This window comes from Pseudomonas sp. TE9122, assembly GCF_056278925.1.
The window spans coordinates 4,188,890-4,204,954 of sequence record NZ_JBWBQI010000001.1 but is presented as its reverse complement, the minus strand read 5'-3'; the positions used below and the strand labels follow the sequence as shown (position 1 = coordinate 4,204,954).

The 16,065-nt window shown below is 60.2% G+C and carries 13 protein-coding genes; 5 read left to right on the top strand and 8 right to left on the bottom strand.

Annotation, left to right across the window (positions count from 1 at the left end; genetic code table 11):
- Positions 1-91: 91 nt before the first annotated feature.
- The 4 genes from cmoB to lon form a co-directional block, all read right to left on the bottom strand.
- A complete protein-coding gene (gene cmoB / locus ACZ9BE_RS18850; protein ID WP_056790120.1) occupies positions 92-1,048 on the bottom strand; it encodes a tRNA 5-methoxyuridine(34)/uridine 5-oxyacetic acid(34) synthase CmoB in 957 nt (318 codons plus the stop codon).
- The gene (gene cmoA / locus ACZ9BE_RS18845) at positions 1,045-1,788 is read right to left on the bottom strand and encodes a carboxy-S-adenosyl-L-methionine synthase CmoA (protein WP_016773355.1); all 744 of its coding nucleotides are present in this window, start codon (positions 1,786-1,788) and stop codon (positions 1,045-1,047) included. The genes cmoB and cmoA overlap by 4 nt, the downstream gene beginning before the upstream one ends.
- A 195-nt stretch (positions 1,789-1,983) precedes the next feature.
- Positions 1,984-2,376: a protease inhibitor I42 family protein gene (locus tag ACZ9BE_RS18840; RefSeq protein ID WP_024014192.1), complete on the bottom strand. Its 393-nt coding sequence runs from the start codon at positions 2,374-2,376 to the stop codon at positions 1,984-1,986.
- Positions 2,377-2,592: 216 nt separating this feature from the next.
- The gene (gene lon / locus ACZ9BE_RS18835) at positions 2,593-5,007 is read right to left on the bottom strand and encodes an endopeptidase La (protein ID WP_122602379.1); all 2,415 of its coding nucleotides are present in this window, start codon (positions 5,005-5,007) and stop codon (positions 2,593-2,595) included.
- Positions 5,008-5,403: 396 nt separating this feature from the next.
- On the opposite strand from lon, the gene ACZ9BE_RS18830 reads away from it, so the two are divergent.
- Positions 5,404-5,592 (top strand): hypothetical protein, encoded by a 189-nt coding sequence (locus ACZ9BE_RS18830; protein WP_041479908.1) that lies wholly within the window; start codon positions 5,404-5,406, stop codon positions 5,590-5,592.
- Positions 5,593-5,797: 205 nt separating this feature from the next.
- Here the strand turns inward: ACZ9BE_RS18830 and ACZ9BE_RS18825 are convergent, their stop codons facing one another.
- Positions 5,798-8,209, bottom strand: coding sequence for a glucose/quinate/shikimate family membrane-bound PQQ-dependent dehydrogenase (locus tag ACZ9BE_RS18825; RefSeq protein ID WP_476249802.1), 2,412 nt, complete (start codon positions 8,207-8,209; stop codon positions 5,798-5,800).
- 222 nt (positions 8,210-8,431) lie between these two features.
- A complete protein-coding gene (locus tag ACZ9BE_RS18820) occupies positions 8,432-9,793 on the bottom strand; it encodes a carbohydrate porin (protein ID WP_476249801.1) in 1,362 nt (453 codons plus the stop codon).
- Between the two features lie 298 nt (positions 9,794-10,091).
- Here ACZ9BE_RS18820 and ACZ9BE_RS18815 point away from each other — a divergent pair, with 298 nt between their 5' ends.
- The gene (locus ACZ9BE_RS18815; RefSeq protein ID WP_016773359.1) at positions 10,092-10,322 is read left to right on the top strand and encodes a VF530 family protein; all 231 of its coding nucleotides are present in this window, start codon (positions 10,092-10,094) and stop codon (positions 10,320-10,322) included.
- A gap of 1 nt (position 10,323) precedes the next feature.
- On the top strand, positions 10,324-10,962 hold the full coding sequence (locus tag ACZ9BE_RS18810; RefSeq protein WP_095181724.1) for a Pr6Pr family membrane protein: 639 nt from the start codon (positions 10,324-10,326) through the stop codon (positions 10,960-10,962).
- A 121-nt stretch (positions 10,963-11,083) separates the two neighbouring features.
- Here ACZ9BE_RS18810 and ACZ9BE_RS18805 read toward each other — a convergent pair whose 3' ends face one another.
- Together ACZ9BE_RS18805 and ACZ9BE_RS18800 are read right to left on the bottom strand one after the other, a co-directional pair.
- Positions 11,084-11,869 (bottom strand): siderophore-interacting protein, encoded by a 786-nt coding sequence (locus ACZ9BE_RS18805; protein ID WP_056790103.1) that lies wholly within the window; start codon positions 11,867-11,869, stop codon positions 11,084-11,086.
- Complete coding sequence (locus ACZ9BE_RS18800; protein WP_016773362.1) at positions 11,866-12,441, bottom strand: PadR family transcriptional regulator; 576 nt, start codon at positions 12,439-12,441, stop codon at positions 11,866-11,868. The genes ACZ9BE_RS18805 and ACZ9BE_RS18800 overlap by 4 nt, the downstream gene beginning before the upstream one ends.
- A gap of 495 nt (positions 12,442-12,936) precedes the next feature.
- Here ACZ9BE_RS18800 and ACZ9BE_RS18795 point away from each other — a divergent pair, with 495 nt between their 5' ends.
- Both ACZ9BE_RS18795 and ACZ9BE_RS18790 read left to right on the top strand, forming a co-directional pair.
- Positions 12,937-13,425: a CS1 type fimbrial major subunit gene (locus ACZ9BE_RS18795; protein WP_041479903.1), complete on the top strand. Its 489-nt coding sequence runs from the start codon at positions 12,937-12,939 to the stop codon at positions 13,423-13,425.
- Positions 13,426-13,538: 113 nt separating this feature from the next.
- The gene (locus ACZ9BE_RS18790; protein ID WP_056790099.1) at positions 13,539-16,061 is read left to right on the top strand and encodes a TcfC E-set like domain-containing protein; all 2,523 of its coding nucleotides are present in this window, start codon (positions 13,539-13,541) and stop codon (positions 16,059-16,061) included.
- The last annotated feature ends 4 nt before the right edge of the window (positions 16,062-16,065 follow it).

The following is a 16,065-nucleotide window of genomic DNA, read 5'->3' as shown; positions in this document are numbered from 1 at the left end:
CAAGTTTTGAAAAGCTCAGTAATCAGCTCCCTCTCCCTGGGGAGAGGGCTGGGGTGAGGGGTAGGCCCACCGCGGTCATGGGAAAATACGCTTACTTCCTGGCGACGATAACTGCCCGCATCGGCGCCGGCAGCCCTTCAATGGTTTTGCTGTGGTCCTCGGGATCAAGAAAATCACTCAGCGACTGATACTTCATCCACTCGGTCCCGCGTTGTTCTTCCACCGTCGTGGTACTGACATCCACACAACGAATATCGGTGAACCCGGCGCGCCGCAGCCACAATTCCAGCGCCGGCACCGACGGCAGAAACCACACGTTGCGCATCTGCGCGTAGCGATCTTCCGGCACCAGCACCTGATGCTTGTCGCCTTCGACCACGAGGGTTTCCAGCACCAGTTCGCCGCCCTTGACCAGGCAATCCTTCAGCGCCAGCAAATGCTCGATCGGCGAGCGACGGTGATAGAACACGCCCATGGAAAATACTGTGTCGAAGCCTTCCAGATTCGGCGGCAGGTCTTCGAACGGGAACGGCAGGTGCCAGGCATTCGGCTCGGACAAGTAACGCTGCACCGCCTGGAACTGGCAGAAGAACAGCCAGTTCGGGTCGACCCCGATCACGCTGTCGGCGCCGGCGCCGAGCATGCGCCACATGTAGTAGCCGTTGCCGCAACCAACATCAAGGATGCGTTTGCCCTTCAGGTCGAGGTGCGGGGAGACCCGCGACCACTTCCAGTCCGAACGCCATTCGGTGTCCACATGCACACCGAACAGATCGAACGGCCCTTTGCGCCACGGCGACAGGCCCATCAGCGCGGTGCGCATCTGCGCGCGGGTGTCGTCGTCGCAATCGGTGTCGAGTTTCAGGCCGTTGAGCAGGTCGACTTCGCTTGGCTGGATCTTCGGCAAGGCGTCCAGCGCACTTTGCCAGCGCTCCAGATCGCCGTGGCCTTTGTCCATTTTCTTGTCGAGTTGCGCTTGCAGGGTGTTGGCCCATTCGGCCAGCGGTGTACCGGCCAGACGCCGGGCGAGGGGGGACAGATCAATCATGGCAAGGCAATCAACGAGGCAAAGTTAAGACACTGGAACCACGGCACGACTTTCGAGAACCCGGCGGCCAGCAGGCGTTCGCGGTGTTCTTCGAGGCTGTCGGGCTTCATGACGTTTTCGATGGCGCTGCGCTTCTGGGCGATTTCCAGTTCGCTGTAGCCGTTGGCGCGTTTGAACGCTACGTGCAGATCGGTGAGCAGCGCATGCTCTTCGGCATCGTTGAAGCGCAGCTTTTCCGAGAGAATCAGCGCGCCGCCGGGCAACAACGATTGGCGAATCCGCGAGAGCAACGCGGTGCGCTGGTCCGGGGCGATGAATTGCAGGGTGAAGTTCAGCGCCACCACCGAGGCCGGTTGAAACTCCAGCGCGAGGATATCGCCCTCGATCACCTCGACCGGCAGCAGTTCCTGAAACATCGAATCCTGACCGTTGAGGTATTCGCGACAGCGCTCGACCATCGCCGCCGAGTTATCCACAGCGATGACCCGGCAACCGTCGGTGCGCACATGGCGGCGCAGGGCTTGAGTCACTGCGCCGAGCGACGAGCCGAGGTCGTAGAGCACGCTGTTCGGCTGGGCGAACTGCGCCGCGAGCACGCCGAGGTTTTCGACGATGGTCGGGTAACCCGGCACCGAGCGCTTGATCATGTCCGGGAACACCCGCACCACGTCTTCATTGAAGGCGAAGTCAGGCACCTGGGCCAAAGGCTGGGCGAATAGGCGATCGGGTTCTTTGCTCACGGCGGCGTCCGGCGGTGTCGGTGGAAAAGGCCGGCATTTTAGCCAAACTGGCGCGGGGATGCTTGGGTTGTCTGATAAAGCACCGAACCGGGTGTAATTTTCGCCGTCCGGGATATGGCTTTCGCGAGCAGGCTCGCTCCCACAGGGGGGGCGCGGTGATCTGTCGGAGCGAGCCTGCTCGCGAAGAAGCTGCAGTCAGTTCACCGAAATGGCGCAGTCGAAGGTCTCAACAGGCAGCACTTCCGGTGCCCACGGTTGTTGCGAGGTCAGGCGCAAACGCCCGGTGCCTGCTGCGAAGGCCTGGAAGCGCCAGGTCGAAACCCCCGCTGCGCCAACCACGCCGGCATCTTCCGGATTGCTGTAAACCTCGGGGCTGAGGGCGCGCAACACGCCGCCAGCTGAATCCTGAATCGCCCAGCGGTAGCCGGTGGTCGGGTTGCTTGGCAGGCTGATGATCAGGTTTTGCCCGACGTTGAGCCGCACGGGACATTCGCTTTGTTTTTCCACGGTCACGTTGTGTTTCGGTTGCGTGGCGCAGGCCGCCAGCAAGGAAAGGGCGAGGGGGAGAAACAGGCGAGTGGGGGACATAAGGTCAGCAGCTCCGGCGGTTACGACGAACGGCGAGCATAACTGAAGATGGGACAAAGTGTGACGGTCAGGGAGTTCCGTGTTGGCAGCACTGAAGCCATCGCTGGCAAGCCAGCTCCCACAGGTTTCTCGGTTGACCACAAGATTTGTGGGCACATTGAACATTGTGGGAGCTGGCTTGCCAGCGATAGCGGTACATCAGGCACTACATGATTGTCAGAAGAGCACCTTCGCCACGTCCGCAAACCGCTTGGCAAAGTGCACGGTAATCCCTTCCTTCAGATAATCCGGCAATTCCTCAAAGTTACCCCGGTTCGGCTCCGGCAGAATCAATTCGAAAATCTTCTGCCGGCGCGCTGCGATGACCTTTTCGCGCACGCCGCCGATCGGCAATACATGCCCGGTCAGGGTCAGTTCGCCAGTCATCGCCACGCCTTTTTTCGGCGGCTGATTACGTGCAAGCGAGAGCAGGGCGCTGGCCATGGTCACGCCAGCGCTCGGACCGTCCTTCGGCGTTGCGCCTTCCGGTACATGCAGGTGGACGAAGGCTTCGTCGAAGAACTTCGCATCACCACCGAATTGCTTGAGGTGCGAGCTGACGTAGCTGTAGGCGATCTCCGCCGATTCCTTCATCACATCGCCCAATTGCCCGGTGAGCTTGAAGCCCCGGTTAAGCGTATGAATCCGCGTGGCTTCGATCGGCAATGTCGCACCGCCCATGCTGGTCCAGGCCAGACCGGTAATCACCCCGGTGCCGGACAGCACTTGTTCGTTGCGGAACACCGGATGGCCCAGCGAGGCTTCAAGATCTTTCGGGCCGAGTTTGATCACCGCTTTCGGATCGTCGATCAGCTTCATCACCGCTTTGCGCACCAGTTTGCCCATCTGCTTTTCCAGCTGCCGCACGCCGGCTTCGCGGGCATAGCCATCGATCAGTGCTTTGAGCGCGCTGTCGCTGATGCTCAGGCTGCCTTTTGATACGCCAGCCTTTTCCAGCAGTTTCGGCCACAAGTGACGCTTGGCGATGGCGACTTTTTCTTCGGTGATGTAGCCCGACAGGCGAATCACTTCCATCCGGTCCAGCAACGGGCCGGGGATCGAATCGAGGGTATTGGCGGTGCAGACGAACAGCACTTTCGACAAGTCCATGCGCAGGTCGAGGTAGTGGTCGAGAAATTCGACGTTCTGCTCCGGGTCGAGGGTTTCCAGCAGCGCCGAGGCCGGGTCGCCCTGGTAGCTCTGGCCCATCTTGTCGATCTCGTCGAGCATGATCACCGGGTTCATCACTTCGACGTCTTTCAACGCCTGCACCAGTTTGCCCGGTTGGGCGCCGATGTAGGTGCGGCGGTGGCCCTTGATTTCGGCTTCATCGCGCATGCCGCCGACGCTGAAGCGGTAGAACGGCCGCCCGAGGGATTCGGCGATGGATTTGCCGACGCTGGTTTTACCCACGCCCGGCGGGCCGACCAGCAGCACGATCGAGCCGCTGATCTCGCCTTTGTAAGCTCCAACGGCGAGGAATTCGAGGATGCGATCCTTGATGTCGTCCAGACCCGCATGGTGCTTGTCGAGGATTTTGCGTGCGTGCTTGAGGTCGAGTTTGTCCTCGCCGTACACGCCCCACGGCACTGATGTTGCCCAGTCCAGATAATTGCGTGTGACGGCGTATTCCGGCGAGCCGGTTTCGAGGATCGACAGTTTGTGGGTTTCTTCCTCGAGGCGTTTCTGCACCTGGGCCGGCAGGGTTTTGCCTTCGAGGCGCTGCTGGAACTGTTCGAGGTCGGCGCTGCGGTCGTCCTTGGTCAGGCCGAGTTCCTGCTGGATGACCTTGAGTTGCTCCTTGAGGAAGAACTCACGCTGATGCTCGCCGATCTTGCGGTTGACTTCGGCGGAAATTTCTTTCTGCAGGCGCGCGACTTCGACTTCCTTGCGCAGCATCGGCAGAACTTTTTCCATGCGCTTGAGCATCGGCACGCAGTCGAGCACTTCTTGCAGCTCGGGGCCGGTGGCGGAGGTCAGCGCGGCGGCGAAGTCGGTCAGCGGCGACGGGTCGTTGGGGCTGAAGCGGTTGAGGTAGTTCTTCAGCTCTTCGCTGTACAGCGGGTTGAGCGGCAACAATTCCTTGATCGCATTGATCAGCGCCATGCCATAGGCCTTGACCTCGTCGGTCGGCTCGGTGGGCTGGTGCGGGTATTCGACTTCGACCAGGTACGGCGGGCGATGGTGCTTGAGCCAGGTCTTGATGCGCACGCGGCTCAGGCCCTGGGCGACGAATTGCAGTTTGCCGTTTTCGCGGCTGGCGTGGTGAACCTTGACCAGCGTGCCGTATTCGGGGAGGGCGCCGGTGTCGAAGTGGCGCGGGTCTTCCTGGGGCGTGTCCATGAAGAACAGGGCCAGGGAGTGGTGTTCGGATTTGCTGACCAGTTCGAGGGTTTCGGCCCACGGTTCTTCGTTGACGATGACCGGCAGGACCTGGGCCGGGAAGAACGGACGGTTGTGGATCGGAATGATGTAGACCTTGTCCGGCAGGTTTTGCCCGGGCAGCGCCAGGCCGGTGCCGGAAGAGGTGTGTTCGATGTGGTCGGTTTCGTAATCGTCGTGGTTGTCCGGGCGATCTTGCTGGTCGGTCATGGGGCACCTGCGCAATGGGGTATGGGGTCTTAGATGGGGCAGGGGTGGGGTGGTTTCAATGGGGCGGGTGTGTTTCTGCTTGTGTGTTCAGGTTTGCAAAGTTTTTGACCTTGTTAGCCTTGGCGGCCTTTGGGCCGGTGGCAAGATCCTTCAGGTCGGCACGGATGCCTAGTGGAATCTAACAATGTCTGTGCATAACTAGCGAAAAACGCGAGTGTTGGTTAGCTTTAACTATTAAATGGAGTTTTGATGGATTCCGTTCGGCTTATTTCGAACTGGCCTTGAGTCCCTGTAATTTCTGACAGTAGACAACTGACTCAATCGGCCGAAGATTGCGGTTCAATCTCGAACGACAGAGAGGTGTTCGAGAATTTACCAACGTCAAGGAATCGAACCATGAGTCATACCGATACGAAATACAGGGATTTCATCATTCGCGAATATTCTTCCGACACGCCGGGTTTGCGTTTCCAGGTGATCTACAGCGAAACGGATAAGAGTTTGTTGCTGGAAACCCGCAAGCATGCCGAGCAACTGATCATCGATCGATTGCAACGGATGGCAAATGGAGGAAAAGCCTTTTGATTCTGTCGGGTCACGCTGACGACAAGCGTTCGAAGGTTGCGATCTTTTGATTTTTTCTTGAAAGCACCGAATTGCCCAAGGCGAAGTGGACAGACTTCATTGATGCCATACACCTTGGTGCGAATGGAGCATGTTGGGCACGCCTCCATGCAAAAAGGCGCCATCCCTCACAGGGTGGCGCCTTCTTTTTTACCGCCGCTACCGCTTATTCCGGCAGTTTGTACGCAATGATGTAGTCACCCATCTTGGTGCCCAGCGAGCCGTGACCGCCAACAACGAGCAGCACGTATTGCTTGCCGTCCTTGCCGGTGTAGGTCATCGGAGTCGCTTGACCGCCGGCTGGCAGGCGCGATTTCCACAGCTCTTTACCGGTGTTCACGTCATAAGCACGCAGGTACTGGTCAAGGGTGCCGCTGAGGAAGCCGACGCCGCCGGCTGTAACCATCGAACCGCCCATGCTCGGTACGCCGAGGGTGAAGCCGATCGGGATTGGCGAGCTGTCGCGGCTGGTGCCGTTCTTGCGTTTCCACACGACTTTGCCGGTGGTCAGGTCGATACCGGCGACGTAGCCCCAGGCCGGGGCCTGGCACGGTACGCCCAGTGGCGACATGAACGGGTGCATGATCACCGCGTATGGCGCGCCAGTGTTTGGCTGCACGCCCGAGGTTTCGCTCTCGCGCTTGCTGCCGGCTTCGACTTGCTCGCGTGGGACCATTTTCGAGACGAAGGCCATGTAGTTCGGGCTGGTGAACAGCAGTTGGCGAACCGGGTCGACCGAGACGCCGCCCCAGTTGAACACGCCGACGTTACCCGGATAGATCAGGCTGCCCTGTTCCGATGGCGGGGTGTACTGGCCTTCGTAACGCAGTTCCTTGAACTGGATGCGGCACAGCATCTGATCGAACGGGCTCGCGCCCCACATGGCTTTTTCGGTCAGTTCCGGGGCCAGCAGGTTGAGGTCCGAACGGGCCTGGGTCGGTGCGGTGTGGTCGCCTTTCACGGCGCCCTGCGGAACCGGGATTTCCTTGATCGGAATGATCGGCGTGCCGTCACGACGGTCGAGGACGTACAGGCTGCCCTGTTTGGTCGGGGCGATCAGCGCAGGTTTCACGCCGTCGGCGGTTTTCATGTCGAGCAGGGTAGGCTGGCTGCCCACGTCCATGTCCCACAGGTCATGGTGGGTGAACTGGTAGTTCCAGCGCACTTTACCGGTGGCCAGGTCCAGGGCGACGAGGCCGGCGCTGAATTTCTCGGCGCCCGGGGTGCGATTGCCGCCCCATTGGTCCGGGGTCTGGTTGCCCAGTGGCAGGTAGACCATGCCGAGTTTTTCATCGACGCTGGCCAGCGACCACATGTTCGCCGAGTTGCGGCTGTAGGTTTCGCCCGGGGCCAATGGCTCGGTGGCGTCCGGCTTGTCGCTGTCCCAGTTCCACACCAGGTGACCGTCGCGCACGTCGAAGGCGCGGATCACGCCCGATGGCTCGTTGGTCGACTCGTTGTCGGTGACGTGACCGCCCATGATCACCAGATCACGGGTAATCGCCGCTGGCGAGGTGGAGTAGTAGCCACCGGCGGTGAACGGGCCGATGCCTTGGGTCAGGTCGACCACGCCGTTGGTGCCGAAGCCTTCGCAGATTTTGCCGGTGTCGGCGTTCAACGCAATCAGGCGGGCGTCAGCAGTAGGCAGGTACAGACGACGCGGGCAGGCCTGAGCAACGGCCTGGCCGGCTTCGGAGATGACGGCCGAGCCAGCGTTTTCAGACTTGGCATAGGCGGCTTCGTCGTAGTACGACACGCCACGGCAGGTCATGTGGGCGAAGCCCTTGAAGCCGACCGGGCTCTTGATCTGTGGATCGAAGCTCCAGATTTCCTTGCCGGTGTCCGGGTCCAGTGCCAGCACTTTGCTGTGCGCGGTGCAGGCGTAGACCATGCCGTTGGCTTTGAGCGGGGTGTTTTCGTTGGTCAGTTCGACCGGGTCATCCGCAGTTGGCAGGTCGCCGGTCTGGATGCGCCAGGCTTCTTGCAACTTGCCGACGTTTTCCGGGGTGATCTGCTTGAGCGGCGAGTAGCGGTCACCGAACTCGGTGCGACCGTAGGCTTGCCAGTCGCCATCCGGCATGGCCGGTGCGGTGCTGGTCATGTCGGCGCTGTCGCGGCCCAGTTCGCCGAAGGTTTCGCCTGGATGAGTGAAGAGGCTGGCCAGGGCGGTAACGCCGGCCAGGATCACCGCCACGGTCAGACCGCCAGTGCCGATTTTCGCCGGGCCGTTGAGCAGCAGCGGACGACGGAACCACGGCAGCAGCATCACGAAGCCGAGGACAAACCACAGCGCCAGACGTGGCACCAGTTGCCACCAGTCCAGACCGACTTCCCACAATGCCCAGACAGTGCTGGCAAACAGCACGATGGCGTACAGGCCCAGTGCCGCGCGGCGGCGCATCAGCAGCAGAATGCCGCTCAGCGCGATGCCGATACCGGCCAGCAGATAGTAAAGCGAGCCGCCGAGCATGCTCAGCTTGACTCCCCCGGCCAGCATGGCCAGGCCCATCAGTAGAAGCAGGATGCCGAGCAGGCCCGGTAGCAGACGGCCCCGACTCGAAGCACTTTCGGTGCTCATAGTGTGATTCTCCGTGACGTTTATGTAGTCCCGCGCTGTAGTCACTTTAGATGACGATCTGGCGCAGGCATGGTTCAGATAAAAACTTGTTCGGCTAACGAATTTCATGGATCCCTGTGGGAGCTGGCTTGCCAGCGATGGCGATTGCACATCCAACACTGAAAGCGCCAGACAGATTGCTATCGCTGGCAAGCCAGCTCCCACAGGGCCTTGTGGCGTTTTTTAGAACGACGACTGGATCTTGATCCCGCCGATCAGGGCGTCGTCGACGTCGTTCACGCCACCGGGGTGGCGGATGTATTGCAGGTTGGGGCGCACGGTCAGCCAGTTGGTCACGTGCACGCCGTAATACAGCTCGGCGCTGTATTCGGTGTCCTGCGGTGGCAGGAACGCCGGATTGTCGTAGTCGTAGACGGCGTTGGCGCGGTTGCTCGCCTCGGCGTTCTTGCGATAGGCCGGGTTGACGTGGACGCGGGCCAGGGCGAAACCGATGTCATCTTTGGCGCGGGCGTCGAACGGGCCTTTGTAGGTCAGGCCGGCCTGCACGTAGTTGTCGATGGCGTTGGTTTTCTTGTCATGCATCGTCGCGTTGGCGAACAGGCTCAAACCACGGGAGTGGTCGCTAGCGATGCTGGTGACTTGCTGCTGAATGCCCAGCCATACGCCGTGCTTGCTCGAGGCACTGCGATAGGCTTCGCCGCTCAGCGCTGCCGGTTGGTCATTGCGGTCTTTATAGACTTCAGAGGCCTTGGCATTGCTGTAGTAATAACCGGCGCGGTATTCGCCCGGCAGACCGTTGAGCTTCGGCGTCCACACCAGTTCGACCGGCAGGATCGCGCCTTGCGTGCCGCTGCCGCTGAGTTTGAAGCCGTTGCCGCGATCGAGGTTCGACGGGTTCTGCTCGTAGGCGCCGACCTGCGCATACAGCTCGGGCGTCAGGTGATATTTGACCCGCAGCGCCCATTGGCTGACCGGCCAGTTGTACCAGATGCCGCCGACCCAGTTGCCGACCTGCGAGCCGCAGAAGGCCAGGTTCTGGAAGTCGCAAGGGAAGCTGTTGAAGTCTTCGCCTTCGCCGAAACGGCCGACCTTGATATCGAGCTTCTGATCGAAGAATTTCTGCTGATACCACATCTGCGTCAGGCGCGTGGTCTGGCCACGACCCCAGACTTCCTGGGCGGAAGTGAATCCGCCAACGCGCGGGTCGTTGATGCGGTCGTTGCTGATGTTGTTGCCACTGCGCTTGGTGATGGTCAGCTGAAATTCAGCGTCGTTCCAACCGAGGATCTTTTGCAGATCCAGATGGGTACCGAGGCCGAACTGGTCGCTGTAGCGGGCAGTGCGGTCGTGGTCATAGCCGCCGTGCAGATTGCTGCCCATTTCGCCGGTGTAATCGAGTTTGAAGTCGTAGCCTTTTTCCGCGAGTTCTGTGCGCGTGCCGTTCCAGTCACCGAGCATATACGGTGATTCACTGTCGAAGGCCGGCGCCGCGTGGGCGCAAGTGGCAAGGCCGAGGGCGGTGCAGCCGCCAAGGGTGCGCAGGGCAGAGATAGCGCTGTCTCGGGAGAAGGAAAAGTCAGGCATGAAGAAGTCTTTTTTTGATGTTTTCAGGTGCAGGCCGAACGCTTCAGATTGTCGCAGGCAGTGAAGCGTTTCAGCGGAAGGGCGGCAGGATAATGATCTGTAACAAATTGAGAAAGCGCTTTTGCAGACATGCAGCATTTCGGATTTGGTAACAGTGCGGCAAACGGGCGCATTGTGAGTCGGGCCACAGCCTGCGATCTTCCCGGGTTGGCCTACATTTGCAGGAAGGCCTTCCACCTGCTCTGCCCCTCGGCTAAGGTGCGCGGCTTCTGCATATCACTTCGCCCAAAGGCCCGGCATGAACGAACAATCCCCCGATCCGCTGCACGGCGTGACCCTTGAACAGATCCTCAATGCACTCGTGACTCACTACGAGTGGTCGGGGCTGGCCGAGCGTATCGACATCCGTTGCTTCAAAAGCGATCCGAGCATCAAGTCGAGCCTGACCTTCCTGCGTAAAACCCCGTGGGCGCGGGAAAAGGTCGAGCGCCTGTACGTGAAGCTGATGCGCACCAAGCGACCGCTCTGAGATGGACAGCGCGAGGCGCCGACGCCTGATCACCGGCCTGGCCGTGTTGGGCTGGGCCGGATTGACGATTCAGCTGTACCTGATCTTCTTCGCACGATTGAGCATCGGCGCCAGCCTGCTGGGCGGGCTGGTGAGTTTCTTCAGCTACTTCACCATATTGACCAACACCTTGGTGGCGACGGTGTTGACCTGCGCGGTCACCGAGCGCGAATCCGCCGCACGGCGCTGGTTTCTGCAGCCGTGGGTCAGCAGTGGAATCGCGGTGAGTATCGCCGTCGTCGGTCTGGCCTACAGCATTCTGTTACGGCATTTGTGGCACCCCGAAGGCTGGCAGTTTGTTGCCGATGAGTTGCTCCACGACGTCATGCCATTGCTGTTTCTCGGCTATTGGTGGCGCTGCGTCCCCAAAGGCACGTTGCGCCTGTGGCATCTGCCGCTGTGGCTGATCTATCCGCTGGTGTACTTCATCTATGCCTTGCTGCGCGGGCATCTGCTCGGCGCTTATGCGTACCCGTTCATTGATGTAGCGGTGTTGGGTTATCCACAGGTGCTGGCGAATGCCGGGGGGATATTGGTGGGGTTTGTGTTGGTGGGGGTGCTGATTATCGGCCTCGACCGCAAATTGTCCGCACGAAGTTGAGATCCAGTGTGGGAGCGAGCCTGCTCGCGAATGCGGTGCGTCAGCCAGCAAATCTTTCGACTGTGCCGATGCCTTCGCGAGCAGGCTCGCTCCCACAAGGGTGATATGGGTCAGGAAGAGATCACTCTTCCTCAGAGCCCTCGGCGCGCCAGTAGCCGACCGCCTTGATGAACTGTTCATCGAGCCCATGCTCATCGATCAGGACCCGGCGGATCTGCCGTGAGACCTTGGTTTCGGTCGCCACCCATGCGTACAGATTGCCCTTGGGCACCTGCAATTGCTTGACGGTAGCCAGCAGGTTGTCCTTGCCGCCTTCGCGCAGGACCCAGATCACATTGAACGGCGCTGCGCTTTCCAGCACTTGCTGCTCAGCGCCGTTTTCCACTTCGATCACTACCAGCGCCTTGCGATTCGCCGCGAGGTGTTCGAGGCGGCGGGCGATGGCGGGGAGGGCGGTTTCGTCGCCGATCAGCAGATAGCTGTCGAAGATGTCCGGCACGATCATCGACCCGCGTGGCCCGCCGATGTGCAGGAACTGCCCCGGTTGTGCCTGCTCGGCCCAGGTCGAGGCAGGGCCGTCGCCGTGCAGGACGAAATCGATGTCCAGCTCCATTTTTTCCAGGTCGTAACGACGCGGCGTGTAGTCGCGCATCTCGGGCATCGGCCCGTTGTCCTTGCCGGCGCCCAGTTGCATCGTCTCCAGCGCCGCCGCTTGTTCGGCGTTCTGCGGGAACAGCAGTTTGACGTGATCGTCCGTGCCCAGGCTGATGAACCCGGCCAGTTCCGGCCCGCCGAGGGTGATGCGGCGCATGCGTGGGGTCAGGTCGGTGACGCGCAGCACTTCAAGCTTGCGCCGTTTGATTTCGTGCATCACGCGGTGAATGGTTTGAGTATCGACTGCAGTCATTCGGCTTTCTCCGTGGCAGGTTGAACGGCAGGGCCGTCGACGATGGCTTTGGCGGTGTCGTTGAGCAGGTCGCGCACGCGCAGGATTTCCTCGGCGCTCCAGCGCCCGTGGTGCAGCTGCAAGGCATGGCGCAGGTTGTGCACCGCTTCGTGGATTTCCGGCGGACGATCATGGCCGCGCAGCGAGCGCTTGCTGACGTCAATGCGCATGCGTACGCCGTCGAGCGCCACCGCTTGTTCACTTAAAGACAAACGACCGGCGTCGGTGACGCTGTAACGCTTTTTGCCGGCCTCGGCATCACCGGCAATCAAATCGCTCTCTTCCAGAAAGGTCAGGGTCGGGTAGATCACCCCGGGGCTCGGGCTGTAAGCGCCATCGAACATGCCTTCGATCTGGCGGATCAGGTCGTAGCCGTGGCAGGGCTGCTCGGCGATCAGCGCCAGCAACAGCAATTTCAAGTCGCCGGGGGCAAAAACTCGCGGGCCGCGACCGCCGCGTTCGCGACCGGGGCGTTTCTCGAAGCCGTCGCGGCCATCGCCGTGCTCGCGATGGGGTGAATGATGGTCTCTCATTTCGCTTCTCTCTCGTCGTATTTAGATACAACTTAAGATATATCTTAAGGGTTGCGCAAGACGTTTTTGGCCTTGTCCTGAGCTTGACGGACGAGCGGTCAAAGCGAAAAAGAGCCGGAAAAAGTTTTTTGATCAATAAATCAAAGCGGTGACCGTAAAGTTAAAGTTATCGCTCTAGTTGTACTTGAGTATATGTTCTAATTCCTCGCAAGTTGCCGCGTTAAAGCGGCTAAGTTGCTGTATGGTTTTTTGCCTGTAACTGTGTGTAGGGCGCAACTTACAGCGAATGTTGCAAGTATCTGTTTTTTGTTCTTTTTTCTGGCGGGGTGTGAGGTTGTTTAACTACGAGTTTGTCGGAAGTTGCCTGCTTACATTCCAGAGGCAACAGCCGATGATGCTCGCCATTGAAAGTTCAAGTTGCTCTGGCGGTCGATGAGCAAATGGTTTGTGAACTTTCAATGACACCCCCTATATAAAGCAAACAGGTACTGAACGATGTTCAAGAAAATCGCAATCGCTGCTCCACTGGCTCTTCTGGCAATGTCCTCCACTGCCTTCGCTGCGGGCGAAGCGTCGCACTCCATCAGCCTGATCGCTCATGTGCCAACCAACGGTTTCTATGTGGTGCCGACTGATCCGGATCTGGTCAACAAAGACCAGGACATGAGCTATCAGCCGACCACCGGCAAGATGGCCGACGTCAACGGTTTCTTCGACGTGCGCAATAACAACGGTTCGGTTCACGCCAGTCTGGAAAGCCTGCCGAAACTGGTTGCCGGCAATACCTCGATCGACCTGCAGGTCATGCTCAACAACAAGGAACTGACCCTGACCCCGCAAATGGTCGTCGGTGAATCCGAGTCGGATGTGAACTACCGCGCCCCGCTGAAAATCTCCGCCAAAGGCAGCAACTTCCAGCCGGGTGACTACACCGGTTCCGTGGCGATGATCTTCGACGCCGTGCCACCGGTTGGCGGCAACTGATCGACTGATCAGGTCCAAAACGCTCGCTTTTCAGCAGTGGCGTCAACCGACGGGGCAGGCAGTGATGTTTGCCCCGACGGACTTTCATTGTCAGTCAATCAGAGTACGAGTTCATGTTCCCGATGACACCCATCGCGGCTGCGCTTGCGCTGTTGTTTTGTGCCAGCGCAGCCGTCGCATCCAACACCGCCGGTACGACGCCACGCAGTTTGCTGGCGCAGGCCAAAGGCTTGCCAGCGGATTTCGAGGAGCATTTCTTTGATGTGCCTCTGGCGGTGCGGGTCGAAGTCGACCAACAGCCGTTGGGTGAGGCCATGGTGGTGTTGTCCCGCGATGATCGCATCACCCTTCTCGAATTCACCGACACCAGCGAAAACCGCTTCGGCCCCGCTGAACGGGAAAAATGGGCAAGCTACCTCAAACCCGGCGTGCCATTAGGTGCGTGCAGCGGTTCCTGCCCCGACCAGTTTCTCGCGGTGCATTACAACCTGGAAAGTTCGCTGGTATCGATCGTCACCGAAAACGCCGAACGCGACCTTCAAGCCAAGCGTTATTACGAGCAACCGAGCGGCGGTAGCAGCGGCCTGATGGTGCGCAACCAGCTCAACCTGAACGGTGGCCAGGATCAGGACCTCGGCGGACGCTTCGGCCTGGAAGCCAGTTCGAGCCTGGGCAACTGGAGCCAGACGCTGAATCTGCAATTGGCCCGGCTCGGCGGCCCCGACGACAAGCTCTACCACGCCGTGCACGAGCTGCACACCCAGCGCGAACTGCAAGGCAGCTTCTTGCGCCTGGGCTATTTCACCCCCAATTCCGAAGGACTCACGCGCCAGCCGCGCACGTTTGGCACCAGCCCCGATACGGCGGTCGGCCTCATGTACGGCAGCTCCGACAGCCTCGCGATCAACAGCCCGATGCCCAGCGTTTACCCGATCTACGTGACAGCCAACCGGCAGGGTTCGGTGGAGATCTGGCGCGACGGTCTGTTGATCAATACCCAATCGGTGCCGGCCGGTTTGCAGACCCTCGACACCCGGCCGCTGCCCGGCGGTATTTATGAAGTGGAAGTGCGCCTGATCGAAGACGGCCAGATCACCTCCACCACCCAGGAGTTGGTGTACAAGCCCAGCAACTGGCGCAACCTTGACGAACGCTGGCGCTACAACGTGTTTGCCGGTGAAGAAAGCAAACTGCTGAGCAACTGGGACACGCAATCGAGCGGCAGTCCCACCGCCGGTGCGGCGGTCAATTACCTGCTGCACCCACGGGTGATTGTCGGCGCGTCGGCGCGGCAGATCCGCGAAAAACTGCAATACGGTACTTCCATCGACTGGACCCTGGCCAACCACGTCAGCCTGTATGCCAATGTCTACAAGACCGAGGATTACGGCACCGGTCTGGACCTGCAAAGCCTTTACAACTATGGCGCGGGCAGTCTGGTGATCAGCCACAACCGCAGCTGGCTCGACACCACCAACACCTACGACACGCTGCCGGACGGCACGCGCGTTCGTCCACGTAACGTGTTTGTCGGCCAGACCAGCAATTCGTCACTGGCGCTCAACCATCGGCTGAGCAGCAAGAGTTCGGTCAATGCCCGGGTCTCGCATAGCGAAGGCAATGTCGAAGGCGTGGGCGTGGATCTGGGCTGGACCCAGCGCGCCGTATTGCTGGGCAGTGATGCCAGTTGGCGCCTGTCGGTCTTTGATCGGCCGGGCAGTTTCAGCAGTGGCGATGCGCGCAATCGCGGCGTCGATCTGAGCATCAACCTGGCGTTGGGCGCTCCCGGTCAGCAGCTCACCGGCAGCATCGGTTCACGCACGGCCCGCGACGGCAAACGCGACAACAATGCTTCGCTCGGCTGGCGCAAGGATTTCAAGGATCACGTGCTGCAAAGCGTCTCGGTGACGGCGCTTACCGACACTTACGGCCTGGGCATGTCGAGCCTGACCAATTTCCGCACCGACGCGGTAAACGGCGACGCCTTCGTCCAGCGCTCTTCCTACAACGGCAACTTCACCGGCGGGCTCAACCTCGACAGCACACTGGTGGTCGGCGGTGAAAAGATGCTGCTGACCAGCCAGAGCGACGTGCGCGGTGCGGGAATGATCGTCGACGTCGAGTCGGATATCGACGACATCGTCCTGCGCGCCGACGACTACAGCGGCGGCGGTGCGGCGCTGAAGCCGGGGCGCAATTTCATTCCGATCACCGCTTATCAGAACAGCTCGGTGAGCTTCGACTTCGAAGGCAACACCGTACCGGCCGCCACCATCGAACCGGCGCGAACCCGCTATCACCTGAACAAGGGCGGCATCGAGTATCGCAAGGTTCGCGTGATGAAAACCCTCACCGTGCTCGGTCGCCTGGTCGATGCAAGCGGGCGGCCGCTCAAGGGCCACCACGTGATCAACCACGCCAGCCGTGGCGTGACCGAAGTCGACGGTTTCTTCTCGATGGAAATGAACGCCGGTTCACCCACCCTGGAAGTGCGCCAGGGCAACCAGTTGTTGTGTCAGTTCCGCTTGAACGAGGCCGACCACCGCAGCGAAAACGACGTGTTGATGATCGGCGATCTGCGTTGCACCCCAGACACCCTCGCCGACGTCACTACCACCGAAATGAAGGCAGGCTGAGCAT